We start from the raw sequence: 18,142 nt of genomic DNA, 5'->3' as shown, positions 1-18,142 counted from the left end.
GAAAAATGAGCAAAAAAAAAGCGTCCAGTTAGCGCTCAGTTTCCTGAACGCTAACGGACGCCTTTATCCGTAATCCTGACTAAACCGCCATTGGTTTAGTGCTTATGTCGTATAACAATGCAGCTTGTATGCCAACTTGTTGCCGCACAGTAAAATCAGCCGGTTAGCGGCACGCCGTCACGGCATTGCTGCTTTTCTGCACCGCAACAGCACGTCCTGCACATCGTGATGGCACATCGTCAGTGCAGCTACTCCTTAGGGATTAGGGATTTTTTTTCCCCAATACTTCCGCCACCGCGAGCATCGCTTCTGCAATCTCGGAGAGCTTTTTATTCTGCTTCATTGCCATATCGCGCAGGGTTTTGTGCGCCTGCGGCTCGGTCAGACCGTGATGCTGCATCAGCAGGCCCTTGGCGCGTTCCACCCGTTTTTGTCCGGCCAGCGTGGCGCGCAGTCCGGTCAGTTCGGCATCCAGCGTCTGTAACTGGCGCGACTGCTGTTCGACCAGTTCCAGCACGGACCGGCTGAGCTGCGGAGGGATCAGCGCGGAATAGTGCGACTCCTGCGGCGGGATGTCACCGATATCCTGCTGCTGGCGCGCAAGGGCATTCTGCGCATCGCGGATCCGCTGACGGCAGCATTCCATCAGGCTTTCTTCCAGACTGTCTTCCACCGTTTTCATGCCGTCAATGCGCGCCGTCGTCACCTCAAACCAGCGCAGCGCGTCCTCTGCCGGTGTCATGCGGGTGCAGGCAATGCGCCGCAGACGTTCGAATTCACTGCTGTCCGTGTTCACCTGCTGTTGCCACTGCGCCAGACAACGGGGATCGGCGAACCCGCTGAACGTCTGGAAACAACGCTCCTGACTGTCGATCAGATCCTGCAATTGCTGATGCGCGGCCTCGTCGAAATGACGGGCCGCAAAACCTGCGGCACCCAGCGCCCGTTCCTGTCCGGCCAGTTCCTTGCCCTGCATAAAGCTGAACATCGCCAGTAATGCCCGCGAAATGGACGGATCACCGGAGATATCCGCGGCTTCAAACACCAGCGCCAGATGGCTGCGGATCACCTCGCTGTACTGCCGCATGGCGTCCGGCTGGCTGATGGCCTGTGCCTGAACCTGACCGCGCAGTGACGGCAGGATGCTGAGACTGTGCAGAACAGCGGCGATGCGGCTGAACAGGCGCGGCGCGTTTGCCACACCCTGCCCGCTCAGATCCAGTGCAGCCAGCTGCTGCCCCACGGCTTGCTCCGCGTTCTCCACCTGCAACGCCCGCTCATTCAACTGGTCAGCCCAGAGTTTGCCGTGCGAACACAAAAAGATGTTCACCGTGCCCCGCTCACGTTGCAGCACATGGATCAGCTGACTGATCGTGCCGACCAGCCTGCCCGTCTCCAGCAACTGCTGCAGGCAGGCAATTTCACTTTTTTTCGATGCCAGCACAAAACCGAGAGCCGAATGAGACATAGAGGAATTCTGTTCAGGGAAGAGGTACAGAGGATAAAGCAAGAAGTGTGCCGGAGCAGTAGCGGCGCCGGGCAAAAAAAACACTTACGGTGGCGAGTGAAACTCGGTCAGCTCCCTCCCCTGCGAAGGGGAGGGTTGGGGTGGGGTATTAATGAAAAATCAATACGTTGAAGCATACTTTGACCCGGTGTTAGCCCTTAAAACCCCCTCCCGTCCTCCCCCTTCGCAGGGGGAGGTGCAGGGCAAAAACCTACTTACGGTGGCGAGTAAAACTCGATCAGCTCCCTCCCCTGCGAAGGGGAGGGCTGGGGTGGGGTATTAATGAAAAATCAATAAGTTGAAGCATGCTTTGACCCGGTGTTAGCCCTTGAAACCCCCTCCCGTCCTCCCCCTTCGCAGGAGGAGGTGCAGGGCAAAAACCTACTTACGGTAGCGAGTAAAACTCGGTCAACTCCCTCCCCCTGCGAAGGCGTTGACGCCGTCCTCACACTTCTAACGGCCTACCCTCGCCCTGCGGCGGCTCTTCGAACACTTCACCAGATTTACGGCGCTGCTCGAGTATCGCCAGCACGTCGGCGTGTTTATCTTCGGTGAAATCGAAGAACCACATGAAGCCGATGCGGATTAATGAACCGATGGCGGGCAACAGGCTGATGCCGAAGAACAAACCGTTCATCACGCTTTCAGTCTGGTGCGCGGCCTGCGGGACATAGTGGATCGCGGTCAGGAAAATCCCTACCAGCCCGCCGCCGACGGCGACTGACATTTTGCCGGTAAACGTCTGGCCGGAGAAGGTAATGGCGGCGCAGCGTTTATTGGTTTTGTATTCGGCGTATTCGATGGTGTCGACAATCATTGCCGACGTAAAAAGATTGCTCATCATCACGAATACCGTGCTCAGACCCAGCAGAATAAACAGCCAGGCAAGATGGTGATAACCGCTGAACCACAACACAATGCGCACCACAATATCCAGAATGCACAGGGCAATAAATAACGTTCTCTTTTTATAACGGCGGGTTAATAACGGAGCCGTCAGGCAGGCGATCGCCGCGAGGATCCCCATTACGCCAATCGCGGCCTGTAACGCGCCGTCGCCCATATTATAAATAAAGAAGTAGATATAAATGCCGTTGGCAATATTGTGCAGCACGCAGAAAAAGAATGAGGCTAAGACAAAGAACAGCGGCCGGTTATTTTTCAGGTTATGGAAGGTATCGCGCATGGTGACTTTTTCGGTGCTTGGCGGCACGCGTTCTTTAATATGCCAGAAGCCGTTGAGCATCAGCAGCAGGCCGATGACCATCATCACCACCGTGGCACCAAAATAGCCGTGGTCGCTGGAACCGGGCGCGAAAAACGCCGTCAGACGGGGGAAGAATATTGAGGCGCAGGCAATCCCGGCATTGACGCCCAGCACCGCGGCGGTCACGGCTTTGGTCCGCTCCTTCGGCTCGGAACTCATCACCGAACTCATCGACCAGAACGGAATATCAGAAATCGCGTATAACGTACCCCACAGAATATAGGTCGCGCCCGCATACAGAATTTTGGTGCCGGTTGGCGCATCAATATTATAAAACGACGCCAGCGTCACCAGCGTAATCAGGAACGGTGCCAGCAACATAAAATGGCGGAATTTCCCGAAACGGGTCTGAATGGTGTCCATTACGCTGGCAAATAACGGATCGTGTATGGCATCCCACGCGCGGGCCACCAGAAATATGGTACTGGCAGCCAGCGCAGAGATGCCCAACACATCGGTATAGAAATAGTTAATAAACGAACCCACCAAACCGAAACTGAAGCATTGCCCCAGCCCGTAACCAAAATAAGACCACAATTCCCTGGAAGGGATTTTCATTGAAATCGTCATTTTATATCGCCTCGCACGTCCCTGTGCTGCCTGTTGAAAGGGTTATTTCATGCGTGTTAAACGGCGGACCAGATCCATTTCGGCACGACGGAACGGAATGCCGTATTCGTCCAGTACGTCGTGGAACCATAAATGGGCGTAATCGTGATTGCCTTTGCGCACCACCGGCCACGGAAGCGTGGTCTGGGTCTTCCCGCGCACCAACCCCCACTGATAACAGCCGCAATTGAAGGCGCTGAACAGCGGCAGTTGTTCCTCAAACACGCTGCCGACGTGGCGTGCCAGCCATTCAGTGCAGAGCAGCGGACGGTTAAATTTCTGCCAGAAACGCAGCGCTTGTAACAGTTTCGGCGTGGCAACGTAGGCGTGGAAACTGATGACGTCGGAAAGCTTTGCCGCTTCGACGTCGATCGGATGGGTGAAAAACTCCGATTCTGGCTGATCGGGATCCTGCGAGAAATGCCATGCGCCGACTGTCAGCGGCTGGCGTGGATCTTCATCCCGCGCCCAGACAAACGCCCTTTGCATCAGTTCCAGCGCGAAAACCTCCAGCTTTTCGTCGTACAACACTTCTTCCAGCCCGGTGGCAAACGTGCCCCGGTTACCCGGCTCGTTGTACAAATCCCAGATGGCGATGCGGTCGTCTGTGCGGAAATGTCGGATGACATCACGCACATAACGCTCCACGTCCGGCCAGATGTCGCGGTTACACACCACGTCGCGTCCCGGACTGGCCGCCGCCTGACTGTTATGTTTGCCCGGCTCCGGCGCTTTTTGCGGCCCGAGGAACGGCTCGTCGCCGGAGAATCCGCAATCGTCCATCAGCGTCAGCATCACCTTGATCTGATGACGGGCGGCGATCGCCAGAAACTCATCAATGCGCGCCAGCAAACCCTCGCGATCATCCTGCCAGACGATAAACGGCAGGTTGATACGCAGCTGGTTATAGCCCGCGTCGTGCGCCCAGCCGAGTTCCTGATCGATGGTCGGTGCATCAAAGGTGTCGCGCTGCCACAGTTCCGTCCAGTTCACCGCCGTACGCGGCAGATAGTTAAATCCGCAAATCCAGCCCTGCTGCCTGCTCCACGTTGCCGCCTGTTCTGTGCTCCATTGCTCTTTCATTCATCGTTCCTCATGGTAAAGTGCATCAACTAATATTATTAGCTAATGTTTATTACTCACTCGGAATTGCTGCAAATCACATGCTCAGGTTCTGCAATTGAGATCACACTCTTTTTACACAAACTGCGTGGTGGTCGGGCAAAAACAGGCGCTGTGTTATAGTGCAAAAGGAAAAAATATGGGCGACGGGAAAAGGGAAATGGAGAAGAAAAACAAAGTCACAATGAGTGATATTGCGCGCGAGGCCGGTGTGTCTCAGGCCACGGTATCGCTGATTTTAAACAACTCGCGCTCCGTAAAACTCAGTGAGGAAACCCGCCAGCGGGTGTTTAACACCGCCCTGTCGCTCGGCTACAAAAAGATGCCCGCGCCGCACAGTGATAATGGTCAGGAAGAAATTGCGCTGCTGATTAATGCCATGCCCAGTTACGACCCGTTTGTCGATGCGCTGAGTGAAGCGCGTGAAGCGGCGTGGAAACACGACACATTGCTGACCGTGTATGACTACGGCGATGATGCCGAACTGGCGGTGCGGATTATTGCGCAGCTCAATCAGCGGCGCTGTGCCGGTATTATCCTCGCCTCGCCGGTGACGCAGGCGATTGATTACGCCCCGTTTGCCAACCAGACGCAACTGCCGGTGGTGCTGCTGAATGTCTATGACCGCGCCTTTCCGCTGCTGCCGACTTTTTTGCCGGACGACCGCGCCAATGCGCTACAAATTACCCGTCATCTGATTGATCAGGGCGCGACGCGGATCGCCCACATCATGGGCGATAACTGGATGGAAGCCTGTGAAATGCGGCTTGAAGGCTACCGCGAAGCACTCTCGCAGGCCGGTATGGCGCATGACGACCAACGGGTTCTGGCGACCAACTGGTCACTGAATGAAACCTACCGCGCCACACTGGAACTGATGAAACTGCCCGAACCGCCGGATGCCATTTTCTGCTCCAGCGACTGGATGACCATCGGGTGTTATCAGGCGCTGACCGAACTGCACCTGCGCATTCCGCAGGATATTCTGGTCGCCGGTTACGATGATCAGCGCATTGCCGATCAGATGACGCCGAAACTGACCAGCGTGCAGTTGCCCTATTTCGAACTCGGTCGCATGGCGGTGGAATATCTCTGCTCCGGCGAAGACGCTGCCACGCGGGTGATCATGGCCGGGAAATTGAAAGTGCGGGCGAGTACGGCGGCGAAATAAATAAAGGGAATATCCGTTGCAGATATTCCCTTTTCACAGGATCAGTCCAGATCCACTCCGTTACTGGCAATCACTTTTTTATACCAGTAAAACGATTTCTTTCTCTTTCTTTCCAGCGTGCCGTTTCCGGCATCGTCGCGGTCGACGTAAACAAAGCCGTAGCGTTTGCTCATTTCACCGGTCGAGGCGGAGACCAGATCGATACAGCCCCATGAGGTGTAGCCGATCAGCGGAACGCCGTCGGTGATGGCTTCACCCATGGCGCGGATGTGTTCACGCAGATAGCTGATGCGGTAATCGTCGTTGATTTCGCCCTGCGCGTTGATCTCATCTTTCGCCCCCAGGCCGTTTTCTACCAGGAATAACGGCTTCTGATAGCGGTCGTACATCATGTTCATGGTGATGCGCAGGCCAAGCGGGTCAATGCCCCAGCCCCATTCACTGGCTTCGATATACGGGTTTTTCAGCGATTTGACGATGTTCGCCGCGCTGCTGTTGTTGTCGTTCATATCCGCCGATGCGCAACGTGACGCGTAGTAACTGAACGAGACAAAATCGACGGTATTTTTCAGGATCTCGTCGTCGCCCGGTTCGGTGACCACGGTCACGCCCTTCTCCGCAAAGACGCGACGGGTGTAGGACGGATATTCGCCGCGCGCCTGCACATCGATAAAGAACAGGTTTTCGCGGTCTTTCTGCAATGCAGCCCAGACATCAGCAGGTTTACAGGTTTGCGGATAAAAATTCCCGCCCGCCAGCATACAACCGACCTGATTCTCCGGGTTCACTTCATGGGCGATTTTGGTGGCTAATGCGCTGGCCACCAGCTCATGGTGCGCTGCCTGATATTTTACCTGTTCCTGATTTTCACCTTCTTCGAAGACTAATCCGGCACCGGAGAACGGGCTGTGCAGCAGGATGTTGATCTCGTTAAACGTCAGCCAGTATTTCACCAGCCCGTCGAACGCTTCAAAACAGGTACGGGCATAACGGGCGAAAAACTCCACCATTTTGCGGTTACGCCACGAACCGTATTCGATCACCAGATGCATCGGCACATCGAAATGGCACAGCGTTACCAGCGGCTCGATGCCGTATTTCTTGCATTCCGCAAACACATCACGGTAAAACGCGATGCCTTCGGCGTTCGGGGTCAGCTCGTCACCGTTCGGATACAGACGGCTCCAGGCAATCGAGGTACGAAAGACCGTAAAGCCCATTTCCGCCATCAGCGCGATGTCTTCTTTATAACGGTGGTAAAAATCGATCGCCTGATGCGCCGGATAAAACTCGTCGTCTTTCAGGGTGAAACGTTTTTCCTGACCGGTTTTGACCGCCAGACGATGCGGGCCATGCGGGATCATATCGACCGTGGTCAGGCCCTTCCCGCCTTCAAAACTGCCGCCTTCGGCCTGGTTGGCGGCAATCGCGCCGCCCCATAAGAAGCCGTCGGGAAATACTGATGCTGACATGAAAAAATCCTCTTCTGTCTTTATTTAACTGCGCTTTGCGAAACCGCAAAGGAAGCGGAAGCTGCCGGTTCGGCCGTTTTTGTTTCTTTCGGCGTCACGGTTTCCACCGGAATATCTTCAAATCCGAGTAACAGCGTGGTGAAGAAGGAAATCACCACCGCCAGAATCATCACGCCCACCACCCAGACGATGCTCATCGGATTGGACGGGTCGAAGAACTGCACGCTGGTAAACAACCCCGGCGAGGCCATTGAATGGCTGGCGAGGCCGCCTAATCCGGCGACACCGCCGCAAATGAAGCCGCTGATCAGGCAGGCGATCAGCGGACGTTTGAGACGCAGCGCCACGCCGTACAAAGCAGGTTCAGAAATCCCGGCAACAATCGCCGAGGCCGCCGCAGCCAGTGCGGTCTGACGCAGTTCCGGGTTTTTGGTGCGCCATGCGACCGCCAGCGAGGACCCGCCGAGCGACAGGTTGGCACCAATTTCCGACGGCATCACCATGCCCTCTTTGCCGGTTTCGGCGATGGTCTGAATAATGGTCGGGGTAAACACGCGATGCATGCCGGTCATTACCAGCAGCGGCCAGGCCGCGCCCATGATGGCAACCGACAGCCAGCCCAGATAGCTGTGAACGGTGTACACCACGGCGGAAATCCCGGTACCGATCCAGATGCCCAGCGGACCAATCAGCATGATGGCGATCGGCGCGGCAATCAGCATGATCAGCATCGGTTTCAGGAAGTTTTTGGTGACCACAGGCGTGATGCGGTCCACCCATTTTTCAATGTAGGACAGCAGCCAGGTCATGCACAGCGCCGGGATCACCGTGTAGGTGTATTTCACGGCAGTAACGGAAATACCGATAAATTCGACTTTCTGCCCCTGTGCGGCTTTCGCCATCAAATCGATAAACGCCGGATGCACCAGAATCCCGGCAATGGCAATCGCCAGCGACATGTTGGTTTTAAATTTCACCGCCGCCGAGGCCGCGACCATTACCGGCAGGAAGAAGAATGCGCCGTCGCCGATGGTATTGAGGATCACCAGCGTCGAGGCACCTTTCTCAAACACGCCGGTCATGTCCAGGATCATCGCCAGCAGTTTCACCATCGAGCCACCGATAATCGCCGGGATCAGCGGTGACATGGTGCCGATCAGCGCATCCAGAATGCCGGAACCGATGCGTTTTAAGGTGATTTTGTTTTTAGCCGGGGCGTCGTGATCGCTGGCTGCAAAGCCTTCCGGCAGCAATTTCAGCACTTCGGCATACGCCTGTGAGACGTTATTACCGATGATCACCTGACATTGTTTTTCGTTGCGTACGACACCCATCACACCGGTAATGGCTTTCAGCGTGGCGGCATCGACGGCAGATTCGTCATTGAGCACGAAGCGCAGGCGTGTCATGCAGTGCGTCACCGCCACCACGTTCTCCGCGCCGCCGATTGCGTCGACAATCGACTGAGACATTGCTGCAAAATTTTTAGACATGAGTGACAACTCTCTCGGATTCATAGTGTTATGAATGTTTTTCAGAAGCCGCAGCTTCCGTGAAACCGCTTTTTATGAAACGTTCAGGTTCTTTTATGAAAGGCTGTGAAACGGTAGGTAACCGGTTTCATACGAGAATGTGCAGTTCTGATGCAGACTTCAATAAAAACCTGCAACGCCGTTTTATTTTTGTGACGCCGATCGCCACCCCGCTTTCAGCGAGTCCAAAATCCTCGCAAAACAGCCGAAATGTGTAGAATGATGCATCGTTTTATATTTCAGGTGTGGCTGATGTCGACAATGCAGGAAGTGGCAACCAAAGCGGGTGTTTCTAAAGCCACGGTGTCCCGTGTGCTCTCCGGTAAAGGTTATGTGAGCCAGGAAACCAAAGATCAGGTCTTTAAAGCCATCGAGGAAGCTGGATACCGGCCAAACTTACTGGCGCGTAATCTGGCGACCAGCAAATCCATGTGCATCGGTCTGGTGGTCACCAACACGCTGTACAACGGAAACTATTTCAGTGAGTTAATCTCTCAGGCGGCCAAAAAACTCGATGCCAACGGCCGTCAGCTGATCCTGGTCGATGGCAAACACAGCGCCGAAGAAGAACGGGAAGCCATTCAGTTTCTGCATGATTTACGTTGCGACGGCATCATTATTTATCCGCGCTTTTTATCCGTGGATGAAATGGATGAGCTGATCGACAAATATAAAAAACCGGTGATGGTGGTCAACCGCAAATTACGTAAACATCAGAGCCATTGTATTTATTGTGACCACAAAGGGTCCGGATTTAATGCCACCCGTGCGCTGACTGAACGCGGCCACCACCGTATTGCATTTATCACCGGCTCGATGGATTCCCCTACCGCCATCGAGCGCCTGTCGGGATATAAAGAGGCGCTGACCGCCGCCGGTTTACCGGTGCAGGAATCGCTGATCGTGCCGGGGAAATGGTCTGCGGCCAGCGGTGCTGCCGCCGTCGAAACCCTGCTGGCGGCCGGTGAACCGTTCAGCGCCATTCTTGCCAGTAACGATGAAATGGCGATCGGCGCGATGAAAAAACTCAACGATGCCGGGATCACTGTACCCGCAGAGGTTTCGGTGATCGGGTTTGATAATATTCCGACCGCCCCGTTTCTTATTCCGGCGCTGTCGAGCGTGAAAGATCCGGTCAGCGATATGGTCAGCGAAGTCATCAGCCAGATTATTTCCATGCTCGACGGCGGTTATTTGTCCGAGCAGAATAAATTTGTCTCGGAACTTATTTTGCGGGACTCAGTGGTTGACGGACCTTATGCTTCTCTCAGTATTTCGTAAGCGCAATTTAAATTATCCGTTAAACACTGCCGATTAAGCCTTTTCCGAATTGTCGTTTTAGCTTCTGCCCTGCACAGTGCGCATGAACAAGAATCACCGTGATCACGGGACACAGGAAATATCTAAAATGAACAAATCTGGAATGCTTATCCTTTGTGCAAGCTTATTGGCTGCCAGTCTGAGTGCCAACGCCGAAGGCCCGCGTAAAGAGCCGGTAAAACCGCCTCAGCCGGTGCATCAGGTGCATAAACCGGTCGTGAAACACAAGCCGGTCCGCCACAAGGCGAAACCTGCGCCGGTGCATCATAAGGTTCAGCCGAAGCCGGAAGTGAAACCGCAGCATCGCGGTTAAGCGATTCATCCTAAGCCGCACGCTGTTGCGGCTTTTTTACGTATTGATTAAACGCTTGTAACACATGAACTTTATGTGCCTTTTGAGTAAAGTTATTTCCCCGCCTGCCGATAACTCCCCTGTTATTTAAAACCCGGACAACGAATTTCACTTAAGGCCGATCTTTTTGCTAAATATGCTTAAATTTAAGCACGTTAGAAGCAAAATTTGGCGAAGTAAGAATTATCTTATGCTAACGTTTCTCCGGCACATCACAGCAAAAATGCGTCGGGAACAGGCGCACTATTTAGCCGGACTCTGATTTGGACGGACCCCGTGCAGAGACGGCCAGCTATCAGGCAAAAAATATGAGTGAAGATTCTGATGTACTTTATCGATTGCTGGTTCAGCGCGTAGAAGACTACGCGATATATATGCTGACTCCCGATGGCCTTATTGCTAACTGGAATGCCGGTGCGCAGCGGGCGAAGGGGTATACGCCGGAAGAAGTTGTCGGTAAGCATTTTTCCTGCTTTTACACTGAGGAAGACAAACAATCCGGATGGCCGCAGCACGGGCTGGAAACAGCACGGTCCACCGGCCGTTACGAATCCGAAGGCTGGCGACAGCGCAAAGACGGTTCGCGCTTCTGGGCGCATATCATTATCGAAGCGTTGCGTGAAGCCGGAGAAATCATCGGATTCGCCAAGATCACCCGTGATGTCACGGAGCGTCGTGAAACGGAACAGGCGTTGTTGCAGGCCAAAGAACTGGCGGAATCCAACAGCGAGCAGCTCTCGTCCCTGTCTCAGTTCCTCAATACGGTGATCGCCAATATTCCCTCTTCGGTGATTGTCGAGAATGCCGTCTCGCGTGAAATCCTGCTGGTTAACCGTCAGGCAGAACGTCTGCTGGGCATCTCCCGCGACAAAATGCTGGGTAAACGTCCGCAGGATTGTATGGGCGTCGGGCTGAGCAATTTCATCAATAAGCAGTCGGATGAATGTCTGCGCGCGGAAGGCGTACACCGCAGCGAGCAGCAATTGCTGACCGCTATCGGCGACCGGACGTTACAGACCACCAGCTCGGTGATCCGCGGACACGATCCGCAGACCAGCTACGTGATGATGATTGCCGATGACGTGACGGATCAACAGGCGGCGCATGCCCGGATCCATCACATGGCGCATCACGATAACCTGACCAGCCTGCCGAACCGCATTCTGTTCAGCCAGCGTCTGAGCGAAGCGTTGCAGCGCGACAGTTATACCCACAGCCACACCGCCACCTTGTGTCTGGATCTCGATAACTTCAAGAACGTCAACGACGCGCTCGGCCATCAGGTCGGTGACGAACTGCTGCGTGCGATTTCCAAACGTCTGCGCATGACCCTGCGCGATGACGACACGCTGGCACGCATTGGCGGTGATGAATTTGCCGTGGTGCTGCCGGGGCTGAAAGACATTTCAGCGGCGCATCAGATTTCCAAACGCCTGATTGAATCGGTGCGTCCGCCGGTCATTATTGACGGCCATTCGCTGTCCGTCGGCCTGAGCATCGGCATTGCGCTGGCAGACTCAGCAGAAAATACCCCCGACCAGTTGCTGCGTTGTGCGGATATGGCGCTGTACGAAGCCAAACGTAATGGCCGCAACCGTTACGAAGATTTCCGCCTGGAGATGGACGCCGCCGCGCGTAAACGCCGGGTGGTTGAAATGGATTTACGCGACGCCATCACCTGTAATCAGCTGCGTCTTTACTACCAGCCGATCACCGATGCGCGGCACGATGCGGTAATGGGTTATGAGGCGCTGATGCGCTGGCATCACCCGGAAAACGGTCTGATCATGCCGGTAGATTTCATCCCGATTGCCGAAGAAACCGGGCTGATCCACAGTCTCGGCTCGTTTGCGTTGCACGAAGCCTGCCGTGAAGCCGCCAGCTGGAAAGGCAATCAGACCGTCGCCGTCAACCTGTCGCCGATCCAGTTCAAAAACAGCGGGCTGGTGTCAGTGGTGGAATCCGCGCTGGAAGCCTCGGGGCTGGATCCGGCACGTCTGGAAGTGGAAATCACCGAATCGGTGTTGCTTGATAACACGCTGGGCAATATCAGCACGCTGAGAAAACTGAAATCACTGGGTGTACGCATCGCACTGGATGATTTCGGCACCGGCTATTCGTCGCTGAGCTATCTGCGGTCATTCCCGTTCGACAAAATCAAAATCGACCGGTCGTTCATTAATGATATGCAGGACAGCCGCGAAGCACTGGCGATCATCCGCGCGATCACCGGCATGAGCCGCAGTCTGGACATTCAGACCACGGCAGAAGGTGTGGAAACCGACGAGCAGTTCCGGCGTCTGAAAGAAGAAGGTTGTACGTTGTTCCAGGGATATTTCTTCGGACGGCCTCAACCCTCAGAGTCAAGACTGACCGGGTTTGCACCCCTCTGATGGTAGTTATTAGACACGGGTTTTGTCGGGAATGATCGGGGGAACAGCGGCATATAAGCCTGTTATTTCTGACGATTGTTTTTGCACAACCCCTTGCTAAGGGGAGCGAGCCGACCGTGTTTCCTTCCATACCGGAAGTGGGTTTTGACCTGCTCCTCCCCCTGCGAAGGGGGAGGCTGGGAGGGGGTTTTAAGGGCTAACACCCGGTCAAAGCATACTTCAACTCATTGATTTTACTTTAATACCCCACCCCAACCCTCCCCTTCGCAGGGGAGGGAGCCGACCGTGTTTCCCTCCACCGAAAGTGGCTGTTGACATGCTCCTCCCCCTGCGCAGGGAAGCGAGCCGACCATGTTTCCCTCCATACCGTAAGTGGGTGTTGACCTGCTCCTCCCCCTGCGAAGGGAAGCGAGCCGACCATGTTTCCCTCCATACCGGAAGTGGGTGTTGACCTGCTCCTCCCCCTGCGAAGGGGGAGGTTGGGAGGGGGTTTTAAGGACTAACACCCGGTAAAAGAATACTTCAACTCATTGATTTTAATTCAATAACCCACCCCAACCCTCCCCTTCGCTGAACTGAATTCCCTGGCTACTCTGCGAAAACCTCACCAGTACTCACGATCTTGCAGACGAAACCACTGCCTGCGCACACTCCGGCTTCCGAATTATTCCTTAATACCCTGCCCCGGGCCTTCCTTCTTTTGGGAAGGAAGGAAATAGCGAACCATTAGCCAACTTATTCTTCTTATTTGATCTACTTCTCATACCAGGAAAACACGCACCATTACGATCCGTTAACATTAATTTAACGCACTACACTTGTGCATATCAGCTAAATATCAATGCCTTATAAATTACAAAAACTATCCTTCAACTAAAGCGCATAAATTTTATTCATTTGAAATTAAAAACAAATTCCCCTTTTTGCAAAACTTTCACATGAACCATTACAGAATTGGTTCAGAAAATGCAAAGGACTGATTAACGATTCAATTCCCGGCGGGAAACTGAAATATGACCACACATTCCGGGGCGTTGCCCCCTTCAAACGGGACGTCTAACTCCGCGTTGGAACAGTTGCGTCAGCTGATCCGCCAGCATCCGGATCACACCCGGCCACTGCCTGCGGAGCGTGATCTGATGCAGATGTTTGACGTTGGCCGCCGCGAAATCCGCCGGGCGCTGGATGTGCTGGAGGAAGAAGGCCGCGTGTGGCGCAAACAGGGCAAAGGCACGTTTATCGGGCCGAACGGCCCTGCCCAGCCGCTGAGTTTGCAGGCGTTACCGAAACAATCGAATTTGCAGGAAGTGATGGAAGCACGGCTGCAAATTGAACCGGGGCTGGCGAAATATGCCGCCCTGCGCGCCACGCCGGAACAGATCCAGCTGATGCGTCGTTTGCTCGACAAAGTCAAAACCATGTCGCGCGGCGATCCGGATCAGATCGAACTGTGGGACAGCGCCTTTCACCGTGCCATTGCCGATGCCGCCGGAAACCGGCTGCTGCTGGGTCTTTTTGATGCCGTCGATGCCATTCGTCGCGATCCGAGCTGGCTGGCGGTGCGCAACGCGGCACGTAATCAGGAACGCCTGAACCGCTACGACGATCACCACGAACGCATCGTAGAACACATTGCCGCACGCCAGCCAAAGGAAGCCGCCAGAATGATGCGCGAGCACCTTCTGGCGCTGCAACAGGCGTTTCTTTCCACCCTGAATGATGACGACGAGGATTTTACTGATGACTGACCCGGCCGAACCCGTCACGCCGCTGTTACACATCAACAACCTGCGGGTGCAGTTTTCCGGCTCCCCCGCGACTGTGCTCGACGGTATTTCCTTACAGCTTGAAGCCGGTAAAACGCTGGCGCTGGTGGGCGAATCCGGCTGTGGCAAAAGCGTCACGTCGCTGGCGCTGATGGGGTTACTGCCCGCCAGCGCGAAGGTGTTGCAGGGCGATATCCGCCTCAACGGAAAATCGTTGCCCGGACTTTCTGAGCGCCAGTATGCCGATCTGCGCGGTCAGGAACTGGCGATGATTTTTCAGGAGCCGATGACCTCGCTCAATCCGGTGCTGACGCTCGGCGATCAGCTGGCGGAAGCGGTGATGCGTCATCAGGGTGTCGGCAAAAAACCGGCCCGCGAGCAGGCGCTGGAAATCCTCAAAAAAGTGCAGATCCCGGCTCCCGAGCTGCGGATGGATGCGTATCCGCACCAGCTTTCCGGCGGTATGCGTCAGCGGGTGATGATTGCGATGGCGCTGATCAACCGTCCGCAATTGCTGATTGCCGATGAACCGACCACCGCGCTGGACGTCACCATTCAGGCGCAGATCCTCGCCCTGCTCAACCGGATTCAGCAGGAAACCGGCAGCGCGTTATTGCTGATCACCCATGACCTCGGCGTCGTCGCGGAAGTGGCTGACAGCGTGGCCGTAATGTATGCCGGACAAATCGTCGAACAGGGTCTGGTGGCCGATATTTTCAATAATCCGCAGCATCCTTACACCATCGGGCTGATGGGGTCGATGCCGTCGCTGGCCTCGCGTCAGGGCGCACTTTCCACCATTCCCGGTGCCGTGCCGCTGCCGAAGGATATGCCGCAGGGCTGCCGGTTTTCGACGCGCTGTCCGTTTGCCGCCGAACGTTGCCAGCGTGAACGACCGCCGTTGCGCGCCCTGCATCAGTCGTCGCACCACGTCGCCTGTTTCTTTGCGCCGCTGGAAAACCATTTCGCGTTGTCCGCCGAAGGAGCCTGCGCATGAGCCTCGCACCCCGCCCCATTCTGGAAGCCGCCGGGCTGAGCAAAGTCTTTAAAGGCCCGTCGTCACTGTTCAGCAAACCGAAAATCGTGCAGGCGGTAGATCGCGTGTCATTACGCGTCTGGCACGGCGAAACGCTGGCGATTGTCGGCGAATCCGGCTCAGGCAAATCGACCCTTGGCCGCCTGCTGTTACAACTGCTCAGCGCCTCCGACGGCGACGTGTTTTATGAAGGCGAAAACCTGAAACAGTTTTCGGCTGACCAGATGAAGAAACTGCGCCGCGATCTGCAAATCATCTTTCAGGATCCCTTTGCCTCGCTCAACCCGCGCATGACGGTGGAAGAGATCGTCGGCGAGCCGCTGTGGCTGCATAACATTGTCAGCGGCAAGGCGGACAGGCAGGCGAAAGTGCGCGAACTGCTGACCACCGTCGGCCTGCCCGCCGCGTTCAGCAACCGTTATCCCCATGAGTTTTCCGGCGGTCAGCGCCAGCGCATCGGCATTGCCCGCGCGCTGGCGTCTTCGCCGAAACTGCTGCTGGGCGATGAACCGGTGTCGGCGCTGGATGTGTCGGTGCAGGCGCAGGTGGTGAATTTGCTGGAAAGCCTGAAACAGCAGTTTGGCCTGACGATGATTGTCGTCGCGCACGGTCTGGCGGTGATCCGCCATATGAGCGACCGCGTGGCCGTGATGTACCTCGGGCAAATCGTCGAACTGGCCAGCACCGATGACATTTTCGATCAGCCGCTGCATCCCTATACCCAGGCGCTGATTGCCTCCGCGCCGCTGCTGACGCCCGGTGTAAAACGTCCGGTGCCGATGTTACAGGGCGATATGCCCAATCCGGCCAATATGCCTGCCGGCTGCCGTTTCCATACCCGTTGCGCGTACGCCACCGACGAATGTCGTCTGGTGGAACCGCCACTTGAAACTGTCAGTGACAACCGCATGGTGGCCTGCCACCGCTGGAGCGAACTGCAACGGGACCGCACTTCCGTGCTGGTTCCGCCGCCGTCCGCCGCTTTCACCTTACGGCGTGCGCTGTTTGAGCAAGCGAGCCAGTCCCGGCTTTCACTTTCCATTCCAACATCAACCCAGGGAACCCGACCATGAAATTTGCCCCCCGCTTAACTGCCTGCATTCCGGCCTTACTATTGCTGACCTCGGCGGGCCTCGCCCACGCGGAAAGCACCCTGCGCATCGGCCTTGGCAGCGATCCTGACATGCTCGATCCGGCCACGGCGCGCACCTATTACGGCCGCTTTGTGTTCAGCGCCATGTGCGAACGTCTGGTGGATGTCGATCAGCATCTGCAAATTGTGCCGGGTCTGGCGAAGGACTGGTCATACAGCGAAGATGGCAAAACACTGACGATGAATTTGCGTGAAGGCGTGACCTTCCATGACGGCGAAAAATTCGATGCGCAGTCGGTGAAATACAACATTGAACGCTATCTGACCCTGCCCGGTTCCCTGCGTAAAAGTGAACTCTCCTCCATTGAGTCCGTGGACGCCACCGCGCCGTACACCGTGGTTTTCCACCTGAAAACCGCCGACGCCGCGCTGCTGATGCAACTGACTGACCGCGCGGGCACCATGATGGCCCCGGCGGCCACCGCCAAAGGCAACGTCGCGGCGCATCCGGTCTGTTCCGGCCCGTACGAATTCGTCAGCCGTGTGCAGCAGGACCGCATTGTCCTCAAACGTTTCGACAATTACTGGAATAAAGGCGCGTATCACTTCGATAAAGTGGTGTTCCTGCCGATCCCCGATGCGTCCGTGCGTTTAGCCAACCTGCGGGCGGGCGATCTGGACATCACCGAAGGCATTGCCGCCAGCGACACCGCTACGGTGAAAGCCGACAACACTCTGCAACTGGCGAGCACCACCGGCCTCGGCTATATGGGGCTGACGCTCAATATCGCCAACGGCACCGCCAACACCAATACCCCGCTGGCGAAAGATGCCCGTGTGCGTCAGGCGCTGTCGCTGGCCATTGACCGCGACGCGCTGAATCAGGTGGTGTTCCAGGGGCAATATACCCCGGCGAATCAGGCGTTCTCACCGGCCAGCCCGTATCACGCTGACATTCCGGTGCCAAAACGCGATATCGAAAAAGCCAAAGCCTTACTGGCACAAGCCGGGGTGAAAACGCCGATGACCATTGATTTCCTGGTCGCCAACAACCCGACGTCCCAGCAGGTTGCGCAGGTGCTTCAGGCGATGGTCAGTGAAGCGGGCATCAACCTGAATCTGCAAATGACCGAATACGCCACACTGCTGGATCGCCAGCAAAGCGGCGAATTCAAAATGAGTATGTCCGGCTGGTCAGGACGCCCGGATCCGGACGGCAATATCTTTTCCTTCATCCATACCAAAGGCGGCCTGAACGACGGCAAATACAGCAATCCGCAGGTCGATCAGTGGTTACAGGAAGCGCGTCTGACCAGCGATGTGGAGAAGCGTAAAGCGTTGTACAAACAGGTGGTGACGCAGGAAAACATCGACGATCCGCTGGTGTACCTGTACTTCGAACCGCGCATTTTTGGCATGAGCAAAAAAGTCAGCGGTTTCGTGCCTTACGCCGACGGGCTGATCCGCCTGCAGGGTCTGGCTCTGAACAAGTAATTGCCTGA

Annotated in this window: 13 protein-coding genes; 8 read left to right on the top strand and 5 right to left on the bottom strand. The window is 55.6% G+C overall.

Going from position 1 to position 18,142, the window contains the following annotated elements:
- Positions 1–262: 262 nt before the first annotated feature.
- The 3 genes from J9880_RS17775 to J9880_RS17765 all read right to left on the bottom strand — a co-directional run bounded on the left by J9880_RS17775 (position 263) and on the right by J9880_RS17765 (position 4,466).
- Positions 263–1,468 (bottom strand): nitrate regulatory protein, encoded by a 1,206-nt coding sequence (locus tag J9880_RS17775; RefSeq protein WP_232769691.1) that lies wholly within the window; start codon positions 1,466–1,468, stop codon positions 263–265.
- A gap of 484 nt (positions 1,469–1,952) precedes the next feature.
- A complete protein-coding gene (locus J9880_RS17770) occupies positions 1,953–3,344 on the bottom strand; it encodes an MFS transporter (protein ID WP_232769690.1) in 1,392 nt (463 codons plus the stop codon).
- A 42-nt stretch (positions 3,345–3,386) separates the two neighbouring features.
- On the bottom strand, positions 3,387–4,466 hold the full coding sequence (locus J9880_RS17765; protein WP_195817168.1) for a cellulase family glycosylhydrolase: 1,080 nt from the start codon (positions 4,464–4,466) through the stop codon (positions 3,387–3,389).
- Between the two features lie 199 nt (positions 4,467–4,665).
- Between J9880_RS17765 and J9880_RS17760 the strand changes: the two genes are divergently transcribed.
- Complete coding sequence (locus tag J9880_RS17760) at positions 4,666–5,676, top strand: LacI family DNA-binding transcriptional regulator (RefSeq protein WP_232769689.1); 1,011 nt, start codon at positions 4,666–4,668, stop codon at positions 5,674–5,676.
- Between the two features lie 41 nt (positions 5,677–5,717).
- On the opposite strand, the gene J9880_RS17755 is transcribed toward J9880_RS17760, so the two are convergent.
- Together J9880_RS17755 and ascF are read right to left on the bottom strand one after the other, a co-directional pair.
- A complete protein-coding gene (locus tag J9880_RS17755; RefSeq protein ID WP_131694559.1) occupies positions 5,718–7,148 on the bottom strand; it encodes a 6-phospho-beta-glucosidase in 1,431 nt (476 codons plus the stop codon).
- Between the two features lie 20 nt (positions 7,149–7,168).
- Positions 7,169–8,641 carry a PTS cellobiose/arbutin/salicin transporter subunit IIBC gene (gene ascF / locus J9880_RS17750; RefSeq protein ID WP_232769688.1) on the bottom strand — a complete coding sequence of 491 codons (1,473 nt, stop codon included), beginning with the start codon at positions 8,639–8,641 and terminating at the stop codon, positions 7,169–7,171.
- 291 nt (positions 8,642–8,932) lie between these two features.
- Between ascF and J9880_RS17745 the strand changes: the two genes are divergently transcribed.
- From J9880_RS17745 to J9880_RS17715, 7 genes are all read left to right on the top strand, one after another.
- A complete protein-coding gene (locus J9880_RS17745; RefSeq protein WP_232769687.1) occupies positions 8,933–9,961 on the top strand; it encodes a LacI family DNA-binding transcriptional regulator in 1,029 nt (342 codons plus the stop codon).
- A 127-nt stretch (positions 9,962–10,088) separates the two neighbouring features.
- Positions 10,089–10,313, top strand: a complete 225-nt coding sequence (locus J9880_RS17740) for a hypothetical protein (RefSeq protein ID WP_015690004.1) — start codon at positions 10,089–10,091, stop codon at positions 10,311–10,313.
- Between the two features lie 347 nt (positions 10,314–10,660).
- The gene (locus J9880_RS17735) at positions 10,661–12,745 is read left to right on the top strand and encodes a sensor domain-containing protein (protein ID WP_095922162.1); all 2,085 of its coding nucleotides are present in this window, start codon (positions 10,661–10,663) and stop codon (positions 12,743–12,745) included.
- A 1,013-nt stretch (positions 12,746–13,758) separates the two neighbouring features.
- The gene (locus J9880_RS17730; protein ID WP_232769686.1) at positions 13,759–14,493 is read left to right on the top strand and encodes a FadR/GntR family transcriptional regulator; all 735 of its coding nucleotides are present in this window, start codon (positions 13,759–13,761) and stop codon (positions 14,491–14,493) included.
- Positions 14,486–15,508: an ABC transporter ATP-binding protein gene (locus J9880_RS17725; protein WP_232769685.1), complete on the top strand. Its 1,023-nt coding sequence runs from the start codon at positions 14,486–14,488 to the stop codon at positions 15,506–15,508. Before J9880_RS17730 ends, J9880_RS17725 begins: the two co-directional genes overlap by 8 nt.
- A complete protein-coding gene (locus tag J9880_RS17720; RefSeq protein ID WP_119824931.1) occupies positions 15,505–16,620 on the top strand; it encodes an ABC transporter ATP-binding protein in 1,116 nt (371 codons plus the stop codon). Before J9880_RS17725 ends, J9880_RS17720 begins: the two co-directional genes overlap by 4 nt.
- Positions 16,617–18,134, top strand: a complete 1,518-nt coding sequence (locus J9880_RS17715) for an ABC transporter substrate-binding protein (protein WP_232769684.1) — start codon at positions 16,617–16,619, stop codon at positions 18,132–18,134. Before J9880_RS17720 ends, J9880_RS17715 begins: the two co-directional genes overlap by 4 nt.
- Positions 18,135–18,142: the final 8 nt, after the last annotated feature.

Source organism: Rahnella victoriana, from assembly GCF_021276285.1.
GTDB lineage: Bacteria > Pseudomonadota > Gammaproteobacteria > Enterobacterales > Enterobacteriaceae > Rahnella > Rahnella victoriana.
The sequence above is the reverse complement of the archived record's forward strand: the minus strand, read 5'-3'. Positions and strand labels throughout refer to the sequence as shown.